Consider the following 26,684-nt stretch of genomic DNA (forward strand, 5'->3'; position numbering starts at 1 on the left):
CGAATCAGCATTATCCGGCGTTGCCCACGATTGGAATTTGAAAGACTATCGTTGTTCCAGCCTGATCGTTTTCACCCCAGATTTTACCGCCATGAGCTTCAATAAAGGCCTTGCAGATCGCCAATCCTAAGCCAGTGCCACCCGAACGACGTTGAATGCCATGGTGTGCGCGATAAAAGCGCTGGAAAACATAGGGCAGATCATGGTTGGCGATGCCTGGGCCATCATCACGCACCTGAACAATTAAGTGCTGTTGCTCACAACGAGCCTGAATTTGAATAAAGCCTTCGCCATAGGCTAACCCATTGGCGACCAAATTGCGAATCACGACCTCAAAGCGAGCAGCATCGACATAAATCGCTGGGGCTGGAGTAGGTAAATCGAGCTCCAAGCGTGGGATTGGACGGGCCACGCGCTGAATTCCGGCAGCGATCAGTTGATCGAGTGCATACCATTCACGCTGGAGTGGCAATAATCCAGCTTCAAAGCGTGAGATATCTAGCAAATTGGTCACCATACTGGCCAAGCGATCGGCTTCACTGCTAATCGTGCTTAAAAAGTGACGTTGCTCAGCCAGCGGCCAAACAATATCATCTTGCAGCAGGGTCGAGGCATTGCCTTTAATTGCAGCTAATGGCGTGCGTAACTCATGGCCAACTGCCGCCAGCAGGGTTGTTTTGAATTGCTCAACTTCATGTTCATGGGTAATATCGCGCAAGACCAAGCCATAGCCAATCAACTGTTGCTGATCACCAACATGGAAATGGTGGATCTCAAAAACAATGGTATTGGTATCGTTGACCGTTTCGAGCAGCCAAACCTGCGGCTGGCGGCTTTGGGCTTGGGCAAAACCGCGATCATACTGTGCTTGATCGACCGCCTGCTGCCGTAGGCGTTGATAGATTTCAGTTAAGCTTAGCTGATCGATTGCCCCATCGCCAAGCGCTAAAAGTGTACGGGCACGCGGATTCGCCACCAGCAACCGATCATCAACGCCTGCCAGAATCAGCCCATCGCGCATACTATCGATAATTGCGGCTAAGGTTTGTTTTTCATGGGTTGCCGCCAAATAAAGTTGCTCATTTTCGTGGGCAACCGCTTGTAAGCGCACATCACTGCGTTCATACAACACCGCGTGTTCCCAGGCAAGGGTTGCGTAATTGGCAAACATCAAGAGCAATTTTAGATCATTGGCATCGAAGGCTTGGGCGTTGGTGCGATAGACCATTACCACCACATTGCCGACATGATGGCTAATAATCGGAATCGCTAGCAAGGAACGAAAGCCTTGTTTGGCAATCGACGCTGGGAAATACTCGCCGCTATCGGCCAACATTTGAACTGGTTGGCCTTGGCGCAAGGCAGTAGCCGAGGGCGATAAGGGGTCATTTGGTTGAACTGAAACAGTCTGATCATAGGCTTTACTACGGCCTGTGCTGGCTAAAACGCGCAAGGCTCCATGATCATCGGGCACTAAAACCACAACCGCTTGGCTATCAACTAAGCGCTGCACTTCATGGGTAATTGTATCAATAACGGTTTGCGGATCAAGCGTGCCGACCACTGCATTCGAGGTCTCCAATAAAATTTGAAGTTCACTCAGGCGTTTGCTAATATCCTGATCAAGCCGTTGCAACGAGCGGGCGAGCGTCCCAACTTCATCGTGGCGAACGCTGAGCTGGCTGGTTTTCGGGCGATTGACCGTAGGCTCGACCAGCTGATAGCTCGTGGCCAAATGATGCAAGGGATGAATCATATGGCGCACCAAAAAAAGCCAGAAAAGCCAACCACCACCAGCAAACAACAAAGCCACCACCAACAGCCAAGTGCTAAAGCGATTGACAACTTGAAAAACTGCACTTGCAGGGCGTTGCACAATCACCACCCAGCCAACACTAGGAACTGGAACCGAGCTATATAACCATTGCTGTTGTTGCAGATCAAGCCCAAGTTGGCTGGTTGGCTGGCCTAGCAGTGCCGCCTCAACGCCTGGGATTTCGCTGCCAATTGGCTGGAGTAAGCGCTCACGCTCTTGGCTGGCGATTAACATCCCGCGATCATCAAGCATACTCAGGCGCAAGCCTTGGGCTTGCTGGCTTGGTTGATTCACAATCAGATTCAAGGGCTGGCTAAAATCGGCTAAAAGCACATTGGTTGCCAAAATTCCGACAAATTGGTTTTGCTGATCACGAATGGGAATCGCAATAATTGCCACCGCATTAAATGTGGTTAGATCAACCGAGCCGCCATTGATAAAGGGCGTATCAGCTTGACTTGCCCGCAGAAAAATTCGTTCCTCGCTAAAATCAGTTCCAAGCGTGCGAATATCGTAGGGAACTGAAACTTGCATATGGCCACGCCGATCGATCCAATAAACCCGATCAATATCTGGGCGGGCTGCCTTGAAGGCCTTAAATGCATTCTCCATCGCGGGATAGGCGCTTGTGGTAAAGATTTCGGGATCTAAGGCGGCCAACGCGACTAATGAATCGCGGGCATTTTGCAGCCGACTGTCGGTTTGCACGGCGATGGCTTGGCCTAAGGCTTGATCGCTGGCCTGAAACTCGCGCATCAGTTGCTGACGCACAATGCCATTCATCACTAAACCAACCCCAATAATCACACTCCCAAATAATAAATAGCCACTGAATACTTGGCGGAGCAGCGATTGGCGCAACCACTGGATCATCGTAATTCCTTACTCCGTTGGGTGGTATAACCTGTGGTGAACGGATACTTGAGCAGTCTGTGGAATCGTGAGTCAGCATGAATGGAACCATGCTGGCTCCTACGATTAAGCATAGCTAGCTGTCTACAATTGGTCAAATCGAATGTTGTTGTTCTTTGTGGCTTGCGCTCTGATTGCAATGCGCTAGAAACAATGCCATAATTGGCAATGCTTGTGCTGTGGGAGACTGCCTATGACCAGCTATCAGCATTCAATTCGCCAACGCCAGTATCAATTTGATTCGCTCAAAACTCTCTTGGCTAAGGCTACGCCTGAACGTTCGGGCGATGCTTTGGCGGGCTTAATCGCCGCTAGTGCTGAGGAACGAGTGGCGGCGCAGTGGTGTTTGGCTGATGTTCCCCTAACGACCTTTCTCAACGAAGTCGTCATCCCCTATGAAACCGATGAAGTAACACGCTTGATCATCGATAGCCATGATCAGGCAGCGTTTGCACCAATTCGCCATTTGACGGTTGGTGGTTTGCGCGAGTGGTTGCTCGATTATCGCACTGATAGCCAGCAATTGGCGGCGGTTGCCGCAGGCATTACGCCCGAAATGGCGGCGGCAGTTTCCAAAATTATGCGCAACCAAGATTTGATTGCGGTTGCCAAAAAGTGCCAAGTGATTACGCGCTTTCGTAATACCTTGGGCTTGGCGGGGCGTTTTTCCTCACGCTTGCAACCCAATCATCCAACCGATGATCCCCAAGGCATTGCAGCGGCAATTTTCGATGGCTTGTTGTATGGCTGTGGCGATGCGGTGATTGGGATCAATCCAGCGACCGATAGCCCGCAAGCTATGACCAGTTTGCTGCATTTAATTGATGAATTACGTCAGCGCTATGCCATGCCGGTGCAATCGTGTGTGTTGGCTCATGTCACCACCGCCTTGCAGGTGATCGAGCTCGGTGCTCCAGTCGATTTAGTGTTTCAATCGATTGCCGGGACCGAGGCGGCCAATCGTAGTTTTGGCATCGATTTGGCGCTGTTGCACGAAGCCAATCAAGCAGCACGCGGCTTGCAGCGTGGCACAATTGGCAATAATGTGATGTATTTTGAAACTGGCCAAGGCAGCGCACTTTCAGCTAATGCCCATCATGGCGTTGATCAACAGACCTGCGAGGCGCGTGCTTATGCGGTAGCGCGAGCCTTTGAGCCATTGCTGCTCAACACCGTTGTGGGTTTTATCGGCCCTGAATATCTCTACGATGGCAAGCAAATTACCCGAGCGGCCTTAGAAGATCATTTTTGTGGCAAATTGTTGGGCCTGCCGATGGGCTGCGATGCCTGCTATACCAACCATGCCGAGGCTGATCAAAACGATATTGATAATTTGCTGGTGCTGCTGGCCAGCGCTGGTTGCACCTATGTGATGGGCGTGCCTGGCGCTGACGATATTATGCTCAATTATCAAAGCAGCTCATATCACGATATTCGTTTTGTGCAAACAACCTTGGGTTTGCGCCCAGCCCCCGAGTTTGAAGCATGGCTGCAACAGCTTGGCATTAGCGATCAAGCAGGCCGTTTGATTGCCAACGAGCGCCATCGTTTGTTGCAATCAGCCGCCCAGTTGGGAGCATTGTAATGGCCGAACAATCTGAAAATGAGCTTTGGCAACGCTTGCGCCAATTTACAAATGCGCGGATTGGCATTGGTCGAGTGGGCGATGCGCTGCCAACCAAGGCCAATTTGGCGTTTCAACAAGACCATGCCTTAGCCCGTGATGCAGTCCATGCCCAGGTCGATTTTGCGGCGATTGCCAGCGCGTTACAACCTGAATTTCCCCAAATACTCAGGCTCAAAAGTGCCGCTTTGGATCGGGCGACCTATCTCAAGCGACCAGATTTAGGCCGCAGCTTGCATGTTGAATCGCGTCTGCAACTAGAGGCCTTGCAAACTGATCCATGCATTGTAGCCTTGGTGGTAGCCGATGGCTTGTCGGCGGTGGCGATTGAACGTCATGCTGTACCGCTGCTGAACATAATCAAACCGCAACTTGAGTCGCTTGGTTGGTCGCTAGCGCCGTTGGTGCTGGTTGAACAAGGGCGGGTGGCAATTGGCGATGAAATTGGCGAATTGCTCAAGGCCGAGTTAGTGGTGATATTAATTGGTGAGCGACCTGGCTTGAGCGTTGCCGATAGTTTGGGCATCTATTTAACTTATGCGCCGCAGCGAGGCCGCAACGATGCTGAGCGCAACTGCATCTCCAACATTCACCCCCAAGGCTTGAGTTATGTAGCAGCTAGCGATTTATTGATGTATTTGTTGGGGCAGGCTCGTCAACGGCGTTTGACCGGAGTCGCCCTCAAGGACGAGCGCCAGCAACTTGGCGCAACCAATAATCCCACGCTTGAATAATAAACTTGGTAGAAAATGTCAAGTTTTATCGGCTGTGCTTTGCTAGGCTACTGCTATCGGATTGATGGCTAGTAGGAGCAAATGCAATGCTACGGCGTAAAAAAATTCTGTTAAGTGGATTGATCATGCTTGGTTTAGGGCTAGTTTGGGATAGCCGCCCAGTTGCTGCCGATAGCGTGGTGGTAGGCACTGGCACACCTGCTAGTTGTAACGAGGCGGCCTTTGATGCTGGCTTGGCTCAGCTTTTTCCAGGCGAACAAGCCCCTGGCGGCACGCTGACCTTTAATTGTGGGCCGAATCCGCATACGATTGTTTTAACCAGCCAAAAATTTTTGCACGATGGCTCGGTGATTGATGGTGGCGGCAAAATTACGCTCTCTGGCGGCAATACCACGCGAATTTTTTGGGTCAGCCAACAAGCGCGGGTCGAAATTCAGCGCATCATCCTGACGAATGGCAATGCTCAGCATAGCGGGGCGATTTTTGCCGAGCCAAATTGGAGCGGCGAGTTTACCAATTTGGCCCTCAACCAAGTAACAATTAAGCATAGCCAAGCGACAACTTTTGGTGGTGGGATTGGGGCGCAACATACCAACCTGAGCCTGATTGATAGCCTGATTGAAGCCAATCGATCGAGTGGCAGCGGCGGTGGCGTAAGTTTTAATACTGGCAATCTAACAATTCGTAATAGCAAATTTAGCACTAACAAAGCCGAGACCGAAGGCGCTGGGCTTGAGGCATGGACGGCAAATTTAGATATTAGCCAAACGAATTTTGAGCTAAACGAATTACAAGGCCGTGAACATACCGATTTTGGTGGTGGCCTCGTGATTCAGCAAAGCTACGGGGTGTTTCAAGGCGGACGTATCTGGAGTAATATTGCTGGTCAAGGCGGTGGCATTTATCTGCGCGGAGGCAGCACAATTGAATTTAACGCCAGCAAAATTGCCGATAATGTGGCTTTTAACGAAGGCGCTGGGGGCTATATTACCGCTAATTCAAGCTTGACCTTCAAAAATGGCATTATTGATCAGAATTTGTCGGCAGTAGCTGGTGGCGGCATTGCCAACCAGGGTGGCCTGTTGATCGAACGCTCGACCCTAACTAATAATGAAGCTTTACAGAGCGATGGCGGAGCACTTGATAATACAGGCGTGGCCGTCTTGAGGTATAGCACTCTCGCCAAAAACAAGGCTCAGCGTGGGGCTGGGCTGAATAATCGCCCGAATAGCACACTGGTAATCGATCGTGTGACCATGACCGCCAATAATGCAGAGATCGCTGGCGGTGGAATCTATCATGCTGGCACTCTATTTACGGTCGATAACAGCATTCTTACCTATAATAATGCCCCGGCAGGAGCGCAATGTGGCTATGCCAGCCAAGTGCCGAGCATGAGCTTTAGTATGTGGAGTGATGGAAGTTGTGGCACGCAAACCATCGATGGTAATAAACCATTTACTGGGCCAAGCTTGCGACCATTGGGCTGGTATGGTGGCCCAACCCCAACCTACTTGCCACTCAGCCATAGCGCATCGACCGATGCTGGCTCATGCTCAAGCTCTGCTGTGACCGATCAACGTGGTTTGGCAGGCTTTGTGGGTGCGGCCTGCGATATGGGCGCGGTCGAAAGTGGCTCGTTATGGTATCAAGTGGCGTTGCCAATGACGATTAAGTAAGAGCATAGAGCATAGAGCACAAAAGATAAGTTAACTGAAACCACGAAGGACGCGAAGCGCACGAAGGATGTATATTTTCGTGGAATTCGAGAAATTCGTGGCAAAAAAATGGTTCGCGGTTGAACGCAGAGGACTAATAGGGGTCGGGTTTCAGGGGCTAGTGGCTAGTAGTCTTATGAATTTAAACTGAACTCTGAAACTTGACCCCTTTGTGTCCTTCGTGAATCAATTGTGCTAGCCTTGCTCCTTTTGCCAAAAAGCCGCCACAATTGCATCACGAATTTCAATGCTCGCCTGCACCTTGGGATGAGTAGTTCCTCCATAACAGCGAATTTGCTTGGGGATAATCTCATAGAACAACGCTACAGCCTCGTAATATTGGCCCTGTCGGGCCATGCATACAGCAATATTGGATTGAGTTATGAGAGTATCAGGATGATCATCTCCTAAAGTTTGTTTTTCAATGTTGAGGACTGTTTGGGAAATATCTAGGGCTTGGTCGTAGGCTTCTTGGCTATAAAATATACTTGCTATATTATGCTGGGTAGCGAGGGTATCGGGATGCTCCGCGCCTAAAACCTGTTGTTTGGTAGGAAGAACTGCCTGAAAAACTTCCTGTGCTTTTACATAGTTGCCTTGAGCGAGAAATATGCTTGCTAGATGATGTTGAGTGGAGAGGGTCAAAGGATGCTCTGCCCCTAAAACCCTTTGATTTATAACGAGAACTGTTTGAAAGAGATCCAAGGATTGATCATAGTCACCTAGCATGAGGAATACCCTCGCAAGTTCATGTTGGGTGGTGAGTGTATGAGGATGATCCGTCCCTAAGTTTCGTTGATTAATGACAAGGACTGCCTTGAAAATATCCTGTGCTTTTACATAGTTGCCTTGAGCGACTAACACCCTCGCAAGCTCATGTTGAGCGGCAAGGGTAGAAGGATGATTTTCGCCCAAAACTCGTTGTTGAATGGTAAAGACTGTTTGGTAGAGTTCCTGTGCTTGGATGTAATCTCCTTGGGCAAGAAACACACTTGCAATATTATGCTGAGAAGCGAGAGTTGAAGGATGATCAGTGCCTAAAACTCGTTGGTTACTAGCAAGGACGGTTTGATATAACTCCAAGGCTTGTGCATATTCACCTTGGGCCTGTAAAACCCTTGCGAGTTCATGTTTAGTAGCTAGAATATGGGGATGTTCTGCGTCTAATATTTGTTGTTCGATAGTTAGTATTTCTTGGAAGAGGTTCAATGCTTCTATATATAGACCTTGATCGTATAATATATTAGCAAGATTATGCTGAGTTGTAATCACTTCTTGTTTCTCGTAACCATACACGGCAATTTCATACTCTAACACTTCACGCATAGATTGCTCTGCTTGGCGGTAGTTACCTTGTCGTTGGTTAATTTGAGCGATAATTGCTAGTACATTGCCCGTATAACCTTGCTTCGTTTTTTCGGTTTCATGGCAAGCGCTTAGGTGAGGCACTAGAGCCAACATCGCCTCACGCTGCCATTTTTCATGAGCATCCTTGCCCTCAGCCACCAAAGCAGCGGTCATTATGTTGGCGGCGTTGGGGTAGTGCTCGGCTTCAATAATGCGAATCGCCTCGCGCATCAGCGGGTGCAACTGCGGTGGGTCGTGATCGAAAAAGCCGCTTTGGCGTAGTACGTACAACCATCCGCCAACGGTCGCCGAATCCTGCTCGGTTGCTCGTACCAACAGATCGATTGGAATTGGCGCATTTGGCGCACAACATGCCAGCAACAATAACAGATGGCGTAGTTTGGCTTCATCCTGATAGCTGCGTTTGAGCAGGCCATAGCTCACGCGCACCGTAGCAACGACGCTCCATTGATGGTTAGTTGGCGAACGATGGAGGTTTTGCAAGGTGTTGGCGCTGGTTTCGAGTTCGGCTACTAAGGCTTGCTGCACTCGTTGATAATAATTGGCGACAGGTAATGATGGTTCAAGTGTTCCCAAGGCCACGCCCATTACATGCAATGCTAAAGGCAAATAACCCACCAGTTTGGCTAAATCATCGGCCTCAGCATCGGTAACTCGTGGAGCAAGTTTTTGCAGCATCTGGCGACTTTCAGCTGGGGTCAGCAAATCAATCGCAATTGCACGAACATTGCTCGATGACCAAACCGCGTTGCGACTAGTCATCAGCACACGACAGCCGCTTTGCGGGCCTGGCCGATAGCTTTCAAAAATCCATTGTTGCTCGCAATTATCAAAAATCAACAGGCGCGGAATTGGGCTATTGAAAAAGCTTTTAATCTCGTTAAGCCGCTGTTCAGGGCTGATTTGGCTGCTATCACGCTGAGGAAATAACTTTTGCCACAATCGATCAACCGAGGGCAAGATCGTTGCAGCCGTGGTGGCGATTGGCGTATAGTCGGCGTTGATCCAATATACGCCACCAGCAAAATAATGGCCATAGCGATAGGCAAATTCGAGCGCAAGGCTGGTTTTGCCAATGCCGCCCATGCCAGTAATCGCCAGCGTTGGCACAATCATAGTTGGGGTGGTTGAGGCCATGGCCGCCGCTAATTGCTTTAACAAATCTTCGCGCCCAACAAAACTGCTGATCGGAAACTGATCGTCAAGCATCCAATCAGCGCGTGGGCGTTGATGGGCTGGAATGCGATCAAGTGGAATTTGAGCGAGCAAGGCTTCGGCTTGTTGCAGCGTTTCAGCATTAGGCAGGGTCGTCATCGCAACATCTCCCAACGATTGAGTGCTAGGCATATGATAGCGCTTAGCGTTAGGCTTTGTCTATAGCGTGGGGCTGGTTGTTGGGGATAGCATTTTCGTCTAGGTATGCTAGGATAGTGATTGTACAGCGATGATCATGCTACTAGGGCTTTATCTATGTCATCATTATTGCCATTGCTTCCCTCACCATTGCTCAGACTTCTGAACGCCTCTGACCAGCCAAACACATTAATGGCCGAACAGCAGTTTAACGCGGTTGTCTTATTTGCTGATATTGCAGGGTTTACCACATTGAGCGATCAGGTGCGCGACGTTGGTGCTCGTGGGACTGAACAGCTAACTCTGCTGTTAAATCATGTTTTTGAGGCGATGATCGACTTGATTCAGGCAGCGGGCGGGATGGTTTGGGGCTTTAGTGGCGATGCATTAACTGCGCTTTTTCGGTATGAAACTGAGAATCAAGCGGCGATTGCCCAACAAGCCTTAACGTGTAGTCTTGCAATGCAAGCAGCCATGGCCCAATTTCAGACAAGTGCTATGCTTGATGAGCTGGCAACTATTCGCTTAACCATGAAAATTGGTTTGGCTCATGGTGTGCTTATGTGTGGTATGGCAGGTATTCCCCACCAGCGATTAGTCGCATTATTGGCTGGCCAGCCTTTAATTGAAAGTAGTTTGGTTGAACACCAAGCAAGCGAGGGCTCAATTGGCTTAACCACTGAGCTTTGGCTGGTTGTTCAGAGCTATGCTCAGGCACAATTGCGCGATGGTTATTATTGGTTGCAAGGCTGCGAAACGGGAGTTGCAACTGCTTATCCATCATTAGCAGCGCCGCCACTGCCTACATGGGCTGAAAGCTTTATTCACCCCCTAATTGCCAAACGGCTGCACGATAATCAAGCTGCGTTCATTAATGAACATCGGCTGGTCTATGTTTTATTTGCCCAATTATGTATCGAACAACCAGCCCATGAGCTTGCGATCATTCGTGAATGGGCGAGCATGCTTACAACAGTTAGTGCTCAGTATGATGGTTATCTTAGCCATGTCGCAGTTGGTGATAAAGGCATCACGAGCATGATTTTGTTTGGAGCACCAATTGCTCACGAAGATGATCCTTTGCGCATTTTAGATTGTGGCTTGGCTGTACGTGAGCAAACCAGCCAAATGGGCTATCAATCGGCTTTAGGCTTAAATAGTGGTGTAGTGTATTGTGGGCTGGTGGGTTCAGTTATTCGCCGCGATTATACAACGATTGGCGATGCAATTAATGTGGCGGCCCGCTTGATGGAGCATGCTAAGGCTGATCAGATTTTGGTGAGTATGGAGCTTGCCAAGCTGGCCCAAACCCAATTTCGTTGGCAACTCTTACCTGATGCTCGACTCAAAGGCAAACCACAACCAATTGCCCTGATGGCCTTACAGCAACGAGCTTTTGAAGCCTCAGTCCGCTTGCCTGAATTTGTTAGTAATCTGCGATTAATTGGGCGTGCCAGCGAATTAACCATGTTATTGCAAGCAACCGAGCAAACCTTGACTGGTCATGGGCAAATTATAGCGATTGTTGGCGATGCTGGGATCGGAAAATCGCATTTGATTAATACATTCATCCAACAACTTGACGCTGAGCGCTGGAATATTTATCGTGGCGAGTGCGAGGCCTATGGTGAAAATAGCCCTTATTTGGTCTGGAATGCAATTTGGCGAGCCTTCTTCTGTATTGAGCCAATGTGGGATCTGGCTACCCAAATTCGGGTTTTGAGCTTCCAATTAGAACTAATCGATCCAAGTTTACTCAATCGCCTACCGTTACTGGGAACGATCTTCAACCTAATGATTCCACCCAACGAAACGACAGCCTTACTTGAACCCCAACTGCAAAAACTGGCTCGTGAAGCGATTTTGGTTCAATGCTTACGAACTCGCGCTACCAATCAACCAATGATCTTAGTATTAGAGGATTGTCATTGGATCGACCCATTGTCGGCGGATTTACTATGGGCGATTAGTCAAATAATTGAAGCGTTACCAATTTGTATTATTTTAGGATTTCGCCCATCGATACAGAATGAAGTAATTGCTCAGCGCTTACCGCAATTGACGTATTGGCATCGCTTGAACCTTAATGAATTTAATCAGAGCGAAGCGAGCCAATTGGTTGCTTATAAAATGCAGCATTGGCCTGGCGAGCACCATATCTCAAGTCTATTAGCCGACCATTTAATTAATCAGGCCGAGGGAAATCCTTTTTACTTGGAGGAATTACTCAATTATGTGTATACGCAAGGCTTAGATCTCAATGATGCTGCGGTTATTGGTAAATTACAACTTCCTGCAAGTTTATCGAGCTTGATTCTAAGCAGAATTGATCAGCTTAATCAGCGCCAGCAATTGACAATTAAAGTTGCGAGTATTATTGGTCGGTTGTTTAAATTGCACTGGTTATGGGGTGTTTATCCTCAGCTGGGTGAGCATCAGACAATTCAAACCGATCTTGAAACGCTTGATCGACTGGAGTTAACAATTAAATATAGTTTTGAACCAGAGGTTGCCTATATTTTTAAGCATATGTTGACCTATGAAGTAACCTACGAGAGTTTAACCTATGCGACACGCTCAACCTTACATGAGCAATTTGGCCATTTTCTTGAGCAACACTATGCTGATGATCCCGCCTATCTTGATCTGATTTGCTATCATTTTATGCGTAGCGATAATCGTAGTAAGCAGATTGAATATTTATGGAAGGCTGCTGATGCTGCCCAACGATCCTATGCCAATGAAGCAGCCTTATTGTTTTATCAACAATTATTGAGTTTATTAGCGGACGTTGAGCATTGGTCAGTGTTGTTGCCTATTGGTGAGATTCTCCAAATTATTGGTAAGCCGCATGCAGCGATTGAAACCTATCAAACGATTATTAATGGGCTATTAGCTCCTGATGCGGCTATTGGTAAAAGCCATTGGAGCATTGGCAAGATTTATGGCGAACTTGGACAATTTCGTCAAGGCTTGGATTGGCTTGAACAAGCTCGAACCCGTTATTTAACGCGAGGCAATGCGGAAGGTGTTGCCGAAGTGTTAATCGATATTGCGAATATTCTGTGGCAACAAGGCCATTATGAGCAAGGTCTTGCTCATGTGGAGCAAAGCCTTGCGCTTTGGCGACAGTTATCTAACTCGTTGGGAACAGCTCGCGCCTTGTTTCAATTAGGAGTGATTTTATCCGATCAACGGCGATATACCGAGGCTTATCATGCCTTAGAGCAAAGTTTAGAGCTACGGCGTGAGGCCGGAGACTTGTTCGCGATGGCGAGTTCGCTGAACGATCTCGGCATTATTGCTTTTGATCGTGGTGATCATACGACAGCTGAGCAATTGTATACCGAGGCTTTTACTATTCGCCGTGATTTGGGTTTTGTCCGTGGGATGGCTCAATCGTTAAGCAATTTAGCCAATGCAGTGTTTGTTTCGGGTGATTATCAGCGAACTCGTCAGTTGCTTGAGGAAGCTTTAGTTTATCGGCGACAAGTCGGCCATCAACGCGGGATTGCCATCTCACTGGCGCATTTGGGCAATACATACGCGGCTTTAGGGGATTTCAAAGCGGCTTGGATGCATCATCGTGATGCATTTACGATTCGTTGCGCGATTAATCATCGTTTAGGAATTGCTCAATCGCAGGTAGCAATGGGCTTTTTGGCACTGCGAACAGACGATTTTTATCAGGCTTATGGCTTGTTCCAGCAAAGTATTCATGGTTTTTTAGCACTTGATGATCAGCGTGGATTGGCTGAAAATTTGGTCGGGTTTGGCTGTGTCGCGGCTGGAATGCTTAAATATCGGCTTGCACATCAGTTTATGCTCGCAGCTGAAACAATTATTGCAAGCCTCGATACGATTTTTGAGCCAGAATTTCGCGATGGTCATGCTTGGTTGAAACGCCAATTAGATCAAAATTCATCCGACGTGGTTGGTTTAAGTGAGTCAAACACTGCGCGTGCTATCGCAACACTGCTGAACTTGAGTTATCATTTGTATTAGGCTGCGCCTGAGCAAGTTGTGCTGCAAAATGCTCAGCCTGCGTCGAATTGCTAGCTTGAAGATAATTGACATAAGCTTGTAATAACGTCATCGCCTCATGTTCTTGGCCTTGTTGGAGCAGGATTTGGCCTAGATGCCAGCCCGCCAAATGGAAAATCGCTTGATCATTTCGGCTTTGGGCTAGTTGGCGGGTACGCTCAAAACAGGTAATTGCCGCTGAATCTTGATTTAATTCAACATAACGTAAACCGACTGTGCCCAAAGCATAGCCTTTACCAAAACCATCGTCGTTGCTAATGGCCGATTTGCCACCTTGCTCGGCATAAATTTGTTGGGTCAAGGCTAGTTTTTGCTGGTAATAGGCGGCTGAGCCTTTGGCATGCGGGTTGCGGCGGTAGCCCCGCATCCAGCGTAGCCAGCGTAAGCTCATAATCACAATAATATCGGCAATCACATAGCAGACAAACGCTCCAACTGGCGGGTTGGTAGTGTGCAATAATCCATTGAGTGGGTTGAGATCCCAGCGCCAACAGCCAAGCCATGTGCCCAATAGCTCGATATAAAGCACCAAAAAGCCCATAATTAAATGTAATAATTGGGCACGATAGAGCAATAAAATCAGACTAAACCCCAGCCCAAACAGCAAACTCAAGCTATCATCGAAGAGCAAAAATGCCCCAATAAACAAACTGACATGACCAAGTAATAGACTCCAACGTAGCTGTTTTTCACGTTGTTTAACCCAGGCCAATTCACTGATCAACAGGCCTGTGCTAAGTAAAATTGCATGACCAAACGGCACATAGATCGGAATTGCCTCAAATTTGTAGCTGTAAAGCTCAAGCAATAGGCTAAATACATATTCGCCGAGCGCCGAAAATGGCACAAATACCAAGGCAATCAGGCGTTGGTCGGGGCGCAAGTGATAGAGCATCAAGCCAAAGTAGAGCGGCGCGGCGATGTTGCTAATGATTTGGCCGTTGAAGCTTTGGGCATAGAGCCAAGCCGAATCATTGAACAGGGCAAAAAGCACAATCGGCCAAAAACCGATGATTAGGCCAATTTGCCAAGCTTGATGTTTGCTGTTTGCGGTCATGACTAGGCTCCCATACTAGGCGATAGCCATATTTTAGCCGAATTGAGCGATGCGGGATTAGTTGTTAGGGGTCAGGAGCTAGGATTGAAACCACGAAGATCGCGAAGGTTAAGTTTTTTGCCACAGATTTATTTGATTATTCTGCTGGATTACTAGCGTGATCTCCAACAACTAATTAGTATGTTTAACGCAGCGGCGCAGAGAAAATGAGGGACAGGGGGCAGGGCTTTGGAATAAGCAGCCTTTGCGTTCTTCGCGTTCTTCGTGGTTTCAGCCTTCGTGCCCTTCGTGGATCAACGATATAATTAAATCCATCTGTGCTATGCTCTGGCACGATAGGTTGAATTGAGGAGAAGCATGATGACGACCCCAAACACTCAGGTTTTGCATGAAGCCGCCAACCAGCGTGAAAGTGCCCGTTTGTTGCAATTGCGGCTCACTGGCTTCGTTGGTCGTCAAGCCGAACAAACAGCGATTCGCGGATTAATCGACCAAACCCGCCCAAGCGGTGGCTATGTGTTGGTGACGGGTGAGGCTGGGGCGGGCAAAAGTAGTCTGCTCGCCCAACTAATTGTGAATGCTGGGCTAGACCAAACCCCGCAGCATTTTATTGCGCTGACTCCAGGCCGCGCCTATCAACTCGACGTGTTGCGTAGCATCGTTGCTCAACTGCTGCTTAAACATGATCTGGCGAGCAACTATTTTCCTGCCGATAGCTACCCCGCCTTGCGCCTCGAATTTGGTCAGTTGTTACAAACCCTCTCGGCGCGTGGCATCAGTGAAACGATCTATCTCGATGGACTGGATCAATTGCAGCCTGAGGTGGATGGAACCCGCGATCTCAGCTTTTTACCCTTGCAGCTGCCGCCTGGCATCGTGATAGTGCTTGGCTCGCGTCCCAACGAGACGATCGATAGTTTAGCACTTGAGCATGGGGTCGTTTATCAGGTTCCACCGTTGCACGAACAGGATGCGATTGGGCGTTGGCAGCAGGTGCAGCCGACGCTGGAGCCAGCGTTGTTGCACGGTTTAGCGCAAGCCGTCAAGGGCAATGCCTTGTTGATCGAACTGGCGGCCAATGTGCTGCGCCACACTTCGACTAGTGAAATGCTTGCATTACTCGACCACGCCAGCGCTGACGCAACCAATCTCTTTCGGCTGAGCCTTGGGCGGATCGAACAAGCAGCGCCGCGCCACTGGCAACCGCTGATTCGCCCGTTGTTGGCGGTGTTGTTGATAACCCAAGAACCGCTTGAGCCAGCGGTGCTTGCGGCGATTATTGAACGACCAACCGCTACAGTGGTCGAGGCGCTGACCCTGATGAGCGATTGGGTGAGTGTTGCCGCCGATCAGCGCGTGGCGCTACGCCATTTGTTGTTTCACGATTTTCTGATCCAACACGAATTTACCCAGCCAGAATTGCAAGTGTGGCATGGACGCATGACGCAATGGTGTGGCGCAGCACTTGACCAGATTTGGCACGATAGTACAGAATCCGTTGAACAGGCACGGCGCTGGTATGCACGCCAGCATTACATCACCCATTTGGATTGCGCAGAACAATGGGAAGCATTGTGGCAAGTGATCGATGCGGGCGATTATGGCGAGCACAAAGTGCGGTTTGAGCCAAGCACGCGCTTGTATGGCTTGGATTTGGATCGGGCCCGCGAGAGCGTAATTGCCGCTGGCCAGAGCATCGAACAGCAGCTTGAATTATTGCCACGCTTGTGGCGCTATAGCCTGCTGCGCACCAGCCTCACGGCCCATGCCGATCAATGGCATGATGATGTATTTGTGATTTTGGCGATGCTTGGGCGGGTATCTGAGGCGCTTGCCCAGATTGAAATTTGCTCGGATCAAGTACGTCAAGTGCTGTTATGGTCACGTGTAGTTGCTTATACAGAGCCTGAGCTGCGTTTGCATATTTTTCAGCGCATGGAACAAGTTGCGCGAAGCTTGCATGAGTCTGAAGAGCGTGATTATGCGTTGCATCTCGTTGCAATGGCCTATGCTGACCATGGCTTGCTAAATATGGCCTACCCGATTGCGATTAGCCTGGGGAATACTCGTGATGAAACGCTTGCTTATTTGGTTGACGTGGTGATTAAACAGCATGATTTGGCAAGAGTTAAGCTGATCATTGGACAAATTCAAACTCCAAAATATCGAATTAAGAGTTCTATGCTGCTAGCTAATGCCCTGATTGAAGAAACTGAATTTATCGAGGCTCGACAACTATTAATTGAAACGTTACCATTTGCTCAAAACGAGCAAGTAGTTGAAATTAAAAGCTTACTTGCAACAATTGCATGGCGGTTGGGTGATCATCAACAGGCCGATATATTACTAGCTGAAGCTCGATCCATGCACAAATATTTTGCTGATGATGCAAAAATTGCAGCACTTTTGGCAATAATTAAAGGGTACTTGGCACAAGGGAATTTAGCACAAGCCTATAATTTGCATGATGAGATCAAATTAAATCGATTTCGTCGGGAATTAGTTGATATCTATATTAATCGTGATGATATTGCAATCGCGGTTGAGCTTGCGGCTACCATTACCCACTGGCACTCCAGTGATCTGGCTTATGCCGCACTAGTTGCCTGGTATTGTAAGGAAGCTGATTTCTCGAAGGCCGAGCAAGCGCTTGGATTAATCAAAGCGCCTGATCAACAGATTAAAAGCTATTGTTTATTGGCAAATAGCCATGCCGATCGATTTCAATGGATGCGGCTGCTGGAGTCGGCCCAGCTGTCTTTGAGTTCGGTTATAAGCTCGATCTCTTTAGCAAAATGCTGGCTGCAACTTGCCGATGCATATGCTTTTCAGCATGCGCATGACCGTGCTCAGTCTATGTTTGAGCATGCGTTGACAGCGATTTTGGCCACATCAAACTCGTTTTTGAATGACCAAATGTATGATTTATTGCAGCTTGCTCATTTTGCTAAACGCTATAACTATGATGATCTCTGTCAGCGAGTGATCTACACCACGTTTTTAGTTGGTAAACACGAGGATTTTGAGTATTCTTTGCCGTTTGAGCATGCTATGCTCCATCTTAATCATGGTGAGATAGACCAAGTTCGCCAGATTATTGACACAAGTGTTGGACCATATGTGGCAGTTAACTTATTACAAATACTTATAGCTGAATCAATTAAGCAACAGGATCATCCTCAAGCTCAACTATACTTGTTCGAGGCGTTGAACCATGCACGAAAGCTTGAAAATCCTAGCTATCGGGTGAGTCTCCTGGGTGAACTTGCTGATATAGCCTTAGCTAGTGGGTTTGAGCTACTCGCTAAAACAATTCTCGGCGAAGCTACGCAACTGCTGCCCGTAATCACTGCTGAAAACGAGCAGCGTTGGGCTGGGGTGGGCCTTGTTCGTCGCTATTATAGCCATGGGATGCTAGCGAGTGCGGCTACGATAACCCAGGTAATGACCGTTTCGCAAACACACGATCACATTATGGTAGAAATAAGTCTTTGTTATGCTGATAGTGGACAGCTAGCCCAAGCTTATGCAACGCTGAAGGTTATCAATACTCAAACTGAAGTGTATGCACGGAATTTGTGCCAGATTATTATTAAAGCGCATGAGCATGGTTTAGCTACGCTTGCAGCAGAGTATTATGATGAGTTGATTGAAGCATGGAGTGTAATTGCCGATCCGATTCGCTTGCTTAAGGATCTAAAGGATCTGGCGATTGCCCAGATTAACTATGGCTCCAATCAGTATCTCCCCAGCCTATTGGAGGCCATCCGCACTATTCGACATCCAGCCTTGGCTGAGTATCAGTATGTGGAAGTGCTTTGTGAAATTGCCAGAGCCTATATCAAACAAGCCAATTACCCAGATTTTGCCGATTGGTTAGCGTATGCCCATTCCATTGCTCAATCGATTGTGATTGAGTCGCGTCCCAAAGTTGCTGCTTATCATTATGTTGCGATCACATATCTTTGCCATGCTACCGATTCAGATACAGAGATATTTTTGGCTGATATGCTTCGTTTAGCCAATGGTATTGCACCGAGTAGCTATGCAAATGATCTATTTAATGCATTAGCCAATAGCTGTGCGTCCTATGCGGTGCGTGGGCATCCAGATTTTTTTGCCAAAGCCTATCAGTTTGCTATGGCTATTTCAGTGCCGTGGCAGCGTGCCCAAGCCCTAAGAAGCGTCGCCAATGGCTATGCTAAAGTTGATGACCGCGTGATGGTAGAAATGATTATTGCTGAAATAAGCCGACTTTCGCCTAATTACTTAAGTCTTGATGCTGTCGCTTTGATCTATGCGCAACGAGGCGATTTGGCTTTTGCTCAAACGCTGATTGCCAATGATGAAGCATCTGAAGAACGAGATGCTGTCTTGGATTATCTGATTCCAGCTTTGCTGCAAACCGATGCTGTCGTTGCTGCATATCAGATCTCGCATGGGTTTACTAGGCTGACGAAACGGATTAAGTTCTTGCACCAAATCGTTAACTACTACGTTGAGCGTGGGCAGATTGCCGAAAGTATTCAGATTATTCAAGCCGCATGGCGTAATTGTGGTGCTGCTGCTGATCTATGGGAGCTGCGGACAATCGTCTTGCCGTTTGATTCAACCCATCCTTGGCTTGGCACTGCCGTGCTCGATAGCGTGCCATGGGTTGAGCAGCAATTAGCCCGATTGAATTAAAACGTTTGAATAAAAGCTGTGTTGGCTTGAAGCTTGGGAGTGGTCAGAACCACGAAGGACGCGAAGGTTAAGTTTTTTGCCACAGATGAGCACAGATTTATTTGATTATGCTGTTGGATTACTAGCGTGATCTCCAACAACTAACTAGTATGTTTAACGCAGCGGCGCAGAGAATATGCTTGCTCTGTGCCACTGCGTTAAATTTTACGCTTGGTAACTCTTTTGATTTTTGACTTCTGCCTTTTGACTTTGACTTTTAGCGTTGTCGTCCCATGCGTTGGCCAACTTGGGTCACGATATCGCTGACGCTGAAGCTGGCGTAAGCTGTGCCGCCTGCATTGGCTGTTTCCGACGAGAGGCCACTGGCCGAGTGCGTTTGCAGTGAGCCACCGCTATTGATTGTGTAGCTTGCGCCTTGTTGCAGCTCTGGCGATGAGAAGACCAAGGTTTGGTATTGTTTGCTGGGCGTAAAGCTCACAATCGCCTTGCCTGATTGATCAAGAATTTGCACCAAGTTGCCAGCAGCCTGAGCCGAGCTATAGTTGATCAGCACTGAGGCTTGAGTTGAACTGGTGTCGGGTGCTTGGGCCATGCCCGCGCTGCCAGTAGCAACTAAAATCCCACCATTCAACGCGAAACCACCATCATAATCCAATGCGCCGTTCATTTGCTCGGTTGGGCCGTGAACTAACACCAAACCACCGTTCATCTCAATCGAACCATTGGCATCTAAGCCGTCGCCAGCAGCATTGACCACCAATGTACCGCCGTTGATATACAAGAAGTAGGTGCCAGCGGCAAAGCTATCGTTGCGATTGGGCCGACCCATGCCGCCACCCTGCATACTCGAACCATCGCCACCGGCCACATTCACCCCATCATCTTGGGCTACAAGGCTAATTGCGCCATCGTTGATCGTGATGACGGCGCTTTCAAGGCCTTCATACGAGGTGCTAATTGCCAGATCGCCGCCGTTGATTGTGAGGTTTGCATCGGCATGCACACCATCATCGCCTGCGGCGAGGTTGATTGTGCCAGCATTGATCGTGACATTGCTATCGGAATGCAGCGCATCTTCAGCAGCGTCAATCGTGATCGTGCCATCGGCAATCACTAAATTTTGGCCAGCTTTCAAGCCTTTGGCTGAAGCATCGGCGCTCACACTAGCACTACTGCCGCCACCAGCGCTAATCGTCAAATCGCCAGTGTCGATCAAGAGATCGGTGACGGCACTGAGGCCATCGCCGCCAGCGTTGATCGTGAATGTACCACCTGTGATCGAAATATAGCCTTTGGTCGGATCTTCTTCGTTATCAGCGGTTAGGCCGTCGCCTTGAGCATTAATGCTGATTGTGCCGCCGTTGACCACCAGATAATCTTTGCCGCGCAAGCCGTCATCAACTGCGCTAATATCGATCGTGCCACTGTTGATCACCAAGCCATCTTTGCCAGTGATGCCGTCGTTGCCGTTGGCCTGAATCGTCAGACTGCCAGTGCCATCAATCGCTAAATCGGCTTTGCTATACAGCGTGGCGTTGGGCAAATCTTCTTCGGTCGTAGCATTGGCTGAGGCATCAATTGTATCTGAAAGCGTATTTTGGCTACCATCGGCCAAAATTACCGCCACTTGTTCGGCTTGCATAATCGCGATGGGAGCACTGGTTGAGCTATGAATCGTTACACCATTCAAGATTAAGCGCACTAAATCGTTATCAGTAGTATCAACGATAATTTGGCCATCGCTCAAACTGCCACTTAATTGGTAGGTTCCGGCGGCGCTAATTGTGACGGTCGTGCCCTCAACCTTGACATTGGGGCTGCTGGCGGTGATGGTGCTATCACTCAGTTTAATTTCGACCAACTCCGCCGTATCCCAAGCCAAATCTGCTGAGGTATCGTGGGGGGTAGCTTTGGTAGCTAGTGCCTCATCGATTGATTCGACGGTTGGCACGACCACGGTTGGGCTGGTCGTTGTCGCGCTCGTTGCACTGACCACCGCTTGACTGTTGCTCGAAGTCGGGTTGCTGTTGCTCGTCGTTTGGCTATTTGCACAGGCTGCTAAAATTGCCACCAGCATACTGGTGATGAGTGCTCTGGTAAATGGTTTCATGCGAAAGCTCCCAATAAAATCTGTAACATAGTCGATTCCCTTACCTGATTACGATGTTGTTTGAGTCCTTCCCCCTCGCTCACTTGTGTGAGAGGGGGCTGGGGGTGAGGGAATATCGATTAATCTGCTATCAATTCTAGTCAGCAAGTGTGAGGAACTCGTGAAGAGAATATGTGGTTGATGTTGGGGATGCACGGTATACTTTCAGTAGCTAGGCCGATAGTCAATTGCCTGATCAAGGAGCGGTATCATGCCAAATCATCCATTAACGTTGCTAGAGCCACGCTTGCGCTCGTTATTGCCAGCGATGTTGTATGCCTCGGTTTGGGTCGAGCCGATTCCAGAACGCTTGATTCAGGTTTTTGAGCATTTGCGCACCTTGCGACGCATGTTGGGTGATTATGTGCCGCGTTTTGTTGCCGAAACCCCGCCAACTCCAGGCCTAGCACGCTCCGCGTGGCAAGAAGGCACCTTAATGTTTACCGATTTGGCGGGCTTTACCACATTAATGGATGCCCACGCCGATGATCATGCTACCGATCAAGTGTTAAATGTGCTGAATAGCTATTTTGCCCAGATGGTTGAAATTATCAGCAAATCGGGTGGCAATCTTTTGGAATGGACAGGCGATGCCATGTTGGTGCAATTTCCGGCTGATGGTGAGCGCAACGACACAGCATTGGCGGTGCGGGCTGGCCTGCGCATGCAGCGGGCGATGAAGCAATTTAATCAATTAACCACGCCCCAAGGCGTTATTTCGCTGGGTATGCGGATTGGCTTGCATCGCGGGCGTTTTATTGCTGCCGATATTGGCACACCCAAACGCATGGAATATGTACTGCTGGGCGAGGCAGTGCAAGCGACGAAATATGCTGAAGGCGCAGGTGAAGTTGGGCGCGTTTGTCTCAGTCAAGCGGCTTTGCACGCGGTTGAGGGTTTGTATCGCTGTGAGTTGCTGAGCGATGGCTATGCCTTGGTTTGTGATGATTTGGCCGAGCAGGCCTTGGGCGAATACGATATTGCGCCAACCAAACGTCGCCAAGCAGGCGGATTTTTGCTTGATCGCAGTGTTGCGGCTTTGGTGCATGAAATTGAAGAAATGCTCAACACCACCGAGCCATTAGCCAGTTTTTTGCCGGTGTCAGTGCTCCGCTTGTTGGTTGAAACTGCGGCGCAGCGTAAAGTGCCGCCGCAATGGCTGCAACTTCCCGTTATCTATATGAATTTGAGCGGCATCAGCGATGCCCCCGAATATCTTGACCCCGACGAAGAACCCCTGTTGATTAAAGCCTATTCACGGATTTTTGCCTTGATTAATGCAGCGGTCGAAACCTCTGGCGGGATTCTGAAAAACGTGACTTACGATAAATCTGGCTCGAATATTTTGATTCATTTTGGGGTAACCGGAGCACATGTTGATGATGGCTTGCGAGCTGCTCAAACGGCGCTAGCGATTCAAAAATTGGTCGAGCAATCGCCAGAACTGCATTTTCGGCGGTATCAACAACGAATTCGCTGCAAAATTGGCCTTGCCTATGGCCCAGCGTTTGCCGCCGAAATTGGCGAGCCACGTGGGCGACGCGAGTTTAATTTGCTGGGCGATGTGGTTAATACTGCCGCGCGTTTGATGGCTGCCGCTGAACAGGGTCAGATTTTGCTCGAAGCCAGTCTGCAACAACTGATTGATCACCAATTGCCATGTGTTGATTTGGGCACAATCAACTTGAAAGGCAAGGCTAGCCCAACCCCAATTTTCAGCCTGCATGATGCTATGTGAACCAATACTTAACTTGCTACTGCCCGTCGTATTTGGCTCATAGCCTAGTTTAGCTGATCATGATACGATAGGCTTAACCCAAACGATTTTCAAATGATCGGTATTTCGATAACCATCAAGCAGCTGATCGACAACGTGACGTTGCTGGCTGTTGCTGTTTAACATCTACCAAAACAAACGATCAATCTGATTGAGTTTGATAGCTTCAAAACCATTATGGTGGTGAATCCACACAGTCTAAGGAGATTCTGCATGCGCTTGAAGCCTGTTCAGCTTCTTATTATGACGTTCCTGCTTTTGACCATGGCTCAGACTGGTGCGAGATTTCGTGCCTACGCGCGGTTTGACGCTCCAGTTCAATCAATCCTTGCTGGTGAATCGCGTGGTAGCACCCAAATTGGGGCAGCTGGCATCCAACGCACCAGCGCTGCAATTATGGCCAGCCAAGCCTTAGCCGATCAACAACCGCAGCCAGTACGTATAGCAAAACCACGCTTTCAGCTTGATCGCCAGCGTTTAGCTGAAAATCCCAATGCTCCAGCGGTTACCCAATGGCCGACTCAAGCAGATACTTCCCCAGTTGGAGCATCGAATGCCACGGCCTTGAGCAGTTTGAGCACTACTTTTACCGGTGCAACCTTGGCTGATACTAATCGAATTCCGCCGGGCACCATGGGCACGGTTGGGCCAGGCCAATTTGTGGTGGCAATTAATGGCCGCTTGCGAACCTTCAATAAAGCGACGGGTGTTGCTGATGGCGTGATCGATAGTACGCTGGAAACGTTTTTTAGTTCGGTGATGACCCCACCGATTGCCAATAACATCACCAACGATCCACGGATTCGCTATGATCGAATGACCCAGCGCTGGTTTCTGACGGTCACCGATCTGCCAGGCCTTTCGGGCAATCAAGTCAATCGGCTGTTGCTGGCGGTTAGCGATGCTGCCAGTGCGGGAGTTATTACGCCTAGCACGGTCTGGACATTCTACTTTTTTCAAGGCAGCAACACCGATGTGATGGATTATGCGAGCTTAGGCGTTGATGTTAATGCCTTGTATATTGGCGCTAACATGTTCACCACCGCTGGTGCCTTTGTTGGCACCAATGGTTATGTGGTGCAAAAAAGCTCGATCCTTGGGGCTGGGCCAATGGTGGTAACCACCTTTGCTGGGTTAGTGGCAGGTGGGACTGGCGCTGGCCCATTTGCCCCACAAGGGGTTGATAATTTTGACCCAACTGCAACCGCAGGCTACTTTGTGGGGGTTGATAATGCCACATTTAGCACAATCATGTTTCGGAGGGTGAGCAATCCAGGCAGTATGACCCCCACGATTTCGGCCAATATCGCGGTGACCGTACCCACCACGACCTTTCCTACCCGCGTTCCCCACCTAGGCAATACTGGGGGGGCGAACGGTCAACTCGATGGCATTGATGATCGCTTGTATTCAGCCATGATTCGTAATGGTCGGCTGTGGACGGCGCACAGCTTCAGAACCAATGCCGCTGGGGTTGCAAGCACCGCAACCGGGGCACGTAACTCTGTGCGTTGGTACGAGTTTCAGAATCTTGATACGACACCAACCTTGCGCCAAGCGGGAACGGTGTTTGATAATGCTGCTGCCAACCCGCTCTTTCAATGGATTCCAAGCGTTGCTGTTTCAGGCCAAGGCCACGCTGTGATGGGCTTCAGTAGTGCCGGAGCCACAGCCCGCGCCAATGCATCCATGACCAGCCGCTTGGCTGGCGATACTCTTGGAACAATGCAAGCGCCGACGCTCTATACGGCGAGCAGCTTTGATTACAATCCCGCCGCTGATCCTGGTGGGGCGGCTGGGCGACTTTGGGGCACTACCTCCTATACGAGCCTCGACCCCAGCGATGATATGACCATGTGGACGATTCAGCAGTTTACCAATGCCACCGATTCGTATGGGGTGCAGGTTGTCAAAGTACTAGCTCCGCCGCCAGCAACCCCTACTACCAGTAATCCAGCCTCGGTCGATCAGGGAACGACGACGGATATCATCATTACTGGTACTTCGAGCGCTGGCTCGGGCTTTTATGATCCTGGGGCAGGGTTTAGCAACCGAATTACTGCCAGCATCAATGGTGGCGGGGTAACAGTAAATAGTGTTACCTACAACAGCCCAACCCAAATTACCCTCAACATCACGGTTGCACCTGGAGCTAGTGCTGGTGCACGCATTGTGACGGTAACTAACCCAGATGGTCAGAGCCTTGACAGCACCAGCGGGATTGTAACGATCGTTGCAGCCGCGACGGCCACTCCAACCAACACACCGACGAATACACCAACCAACACGCCAACTAATACCGCGACGAATACACCAACCAACACGCCGACCAATACACCAACCAATACCGCGACAGCAACGGTTAGCAACACACCAACCAATACGCCAACCAATACCGCGACAGCAACGGTTAGTAACACACCAACGAATACGCCGACTGGTACACCAACCAACACGCCTGTGCCCACAACATTTATTCGATATTTGCCCTTTGTAACCATGAGCCGACTTGGCTCAATTGCGACCCTCGGATCAGCTGCGATACCGACTAACCCAATCGCAACCCCAGGCCTCGTCTTTTTTACCGGTACAATCAGTCTACCGACAGTGCTACCAAGTGGTGGAACGTATTGGCTTTCATCAAGCCCGAGCAGCCTTGTAGCAGGTTTAGTTGATGATGCGGTGCTTATACGGGCGGGGCCAACCGAGCTATTTCGTTACGAATATGGAAGCAATGGACAGCCGCAGGCCGCGTTGGTCGAAGTGCCAGCAAACATCTTGATTCCAAGGGCTGGACAGACGCTAACGGTGGAGTTTGTGGATCTCTATGGGAGTGTTTATAGCGCGACCCCCTTATACCTCGTTTGGACACCCTAAGCCTATGTTTTGTGCGAGCTACCCCGCTCCTGCTGCGATTGGGAGCGGGGTCGTGGCTACTACCTAGTTGCATAATTACGGCGTTTTGGTACAATCGCAGCCGTTGGCTGACGAATTGGGGTCTTTGCGTGAAGTTTTTGCTGGTCGCACTATGCGGTTTGGGCTTGTTAGTTGGCTGTGGAACTGTTTCACAGGCGGCGATTACTGATCGCCAAGTCCCTTTGCAACCAGTATTGATTGCGCCAAGCGCCACCCCAACACCCAAGCCAACCCGCACGTCTGTGCCAACGCCGACCTTAACGCCGCGCCCGACGAATACCCCAACCCCGATTGCTGTACCACTGTTGCCGACGCTTGATCCTGAGGCTGAATTGCTTGATTTGCGCTTGGCTGGCGTGCGTGGCTCGCGTTCGGGCCAACTTTTGCGCCGCGAGGCAGTAGCCGATCTCAAAGCGTTAATTGATGCTGCACGCCGTGATGGCTTTGTGCTGGAAATTCGCTCGGCCTATCGTTCGTATGCTGAGCAAGCGAGCACCTTCGAGGGTTGGGTGCAATATGAATTAAGCAGT

General features: G+C 49.3%; 12 protein-coding genes. 8 read left to right on the top strand and 4 right to left on the bottom strand.

What is annotated here, in order from left to right:
* Positions 1-10 precede the first annotated feature (10 nt).
* Entirely contained in the window at positions 11-2,689 is a 2,679-nt protein-coding gene (locus tag DEF47_RS11220; protein WP_012189804.1) for an ATP-binding protein, read from the bottom strand.
* A 232-nt stretch (positions 2,690-2,921) separates the two neighbouring features.
* Here DEF47_RS11220 and DEF47_RS11225 point away from each other — a divergent pair, with 232 nt between their 5' ends.
* The 3 genes from DEF47_RS11225 (at position 2,922) to DEF47_RS11235 (ending at position 6,765) form a co-directional block, all read left to right on the top strand.
* Entirely contained in the window at positions 2,922-4,313 is a 1,392-nt protein-coding gene (locus DEF47_RS11225) for an ethanolamine ammonia-lyase subunit EutB (RefSeq protein ID WP_012189803.1), read from the top strand.
* A complete protein-coding gene (eutC, locus tag DEF47_RS11230) occupies positions 4,313-5,086 on the top strand; it encodes an ethanolamine ammonia-lyase subunit EutC (protein ID WP_012189802.1) in 774 nt (257 codons plus the stop codon). Before DEF47_RS11225 ends, eutC begins: the two co-directional genes overlap by 1 nt.
* 86 nt (positions 5,087-5,172) lie before the next feature.
* A complete protein-coding gene (locus tag DEF47_RS11235) occupies positions 5,173-6,765 on the top strand; it encodes a right-handed parallel beta-helix repeat-containing protein (protein WP_012189801.1) in 1,593 nt (530 codons plus the stop codon).
* Between the two features lie 234 nt (positions 6,766-6,999).
* On the opposite strand, the gene DEF47_RS11240 is transcribed toward DEF47_RS11235, so the two are convergent.
* Positions 7,000-9,486, bottom strand: a complete 2,487-nt coding sequence (locus tag DEF47_RS11240; RefSeq protein WP_012189800.1) for a tetratricopeptide repeat protein — start codon at positions 9,484-9,486, stop codon at positions 7,000-7,002.
* A 156-nt stretch (positions 9,487-9,642) separates the two neighbouring features.
* Here DEF47_RS11240 and DEF47_RS11245 point away from each other — a divergent pair, with 156 nt between their 5' ends.
* Positions 9,643-13,530 carry a tetratricopeptide repeat protein gene (locus DEF47_RS11245; protein WP_012189799.1) on the top strand — a complete coding sequence of 1,296 codons (3,888 nt, stop codon included), beginning with the start codon at positions 9,643-9,645 and terminating at the stop codon, positions 13,528-13,530.
* Here DEF47_RS11245 and DEF47_RS11250 read toward each other — a convergent pair.
* Positions 13,490-14,626, bottom strand: coding sequence for a hypothetical protein (locus DEF47_RS11250; RefSeq protein ID WP_012189798.1), 1,137 nt, complete (start codon positions 14,624-14,626; stop codon positions 13,490-13,492). The genes DEF47_RS11245 and DEF47_RS11250 overlap by 41 nt on opposite strands.
* Before the next feature lie 357 nt (positions 14,627-14,983).
* On the opposite strand from DEF47_RS11250, the gene DEF47_RS11255 reads away from it, so the two are divergent.
* Complete coding sequence (locus DEF47_RS11255) at positions 14,984-19,312, top strand: ATP-binding protein (RefSeq protein ID WP_012189797.1); 4,329 nt, start codon at positions 14,984-14,986, stop codon at positions 19,310-19,312.
* 256 nt (positions 19,313-19,568) lie between these two features.
* On the opposite strand, the gene DEF47_RS11260 is transcribed toward DEF47_RS11255, so the two are convergent.
* Positions 19,569-21,422 (bottom strand): carbohydrate-binding domain-containing protein, encoded by a 1,854-nt coding sequence (locus DEF47_RS11260; protein ID WP_012189796.1) that lies wholly within the window; start codon positions 21,420-21,422, stop codon positions 19,569-19,571.
* 250 nt (positions 21,423-21,672) lie between these two features.
* On the opposite strand from DEF47_RS11260, the gene DEF47_RS11265 reads away from it, so the two are divergent.
* From DEF47_RS11265 to DEF47_RS11275, 3 genes are all read left to right on the top strand, one after another.
* Positions 21,673-23,199: an adenylate/guanylate cyclase domain-containing protein gene (locus tag DEF47_RS11265; protein ID WP_012189795.1), complete on the top strand. Its 1,527-nt coding sequence runs from the start codon at positions 21,673-21,675 to the stop codon at positions 23,197-23,199.
* A gap of 252 nt (positions 23,200-23,451) precedes the next feature.
* Positions 23,452-26,115 (top strand): hypothetical protein, encoded by a 2,664-nt coding sequence (locus DEF47_RS11270; RefSeq protein WP_012189794.1) that lies wholly within the window; start codon positions 23,452-23,454, stop codon positions 26,113-26,115.
* Positions 26,116-26,243: 128 nt separating this feature from the next.
* Positions 26,244-26,684: D-alanyl-D-alanine carboxypeptidase family protein (locus DEF47_RS11275; protein ID WP_287045136.1), on the top strand; the 441-nt coding region annotated here is incomplete at its 3' end.

The sequence above is a fragment of the Herpetosiphon sp. genome (assembly GCF_003512625.1).
GTDB lineage: Bacteria > Chloroflexota > Chloroflexia > Chloroflexales > Herpetosiphonaceae > Herpetosiphon > Herpetosiphon aurantiacus.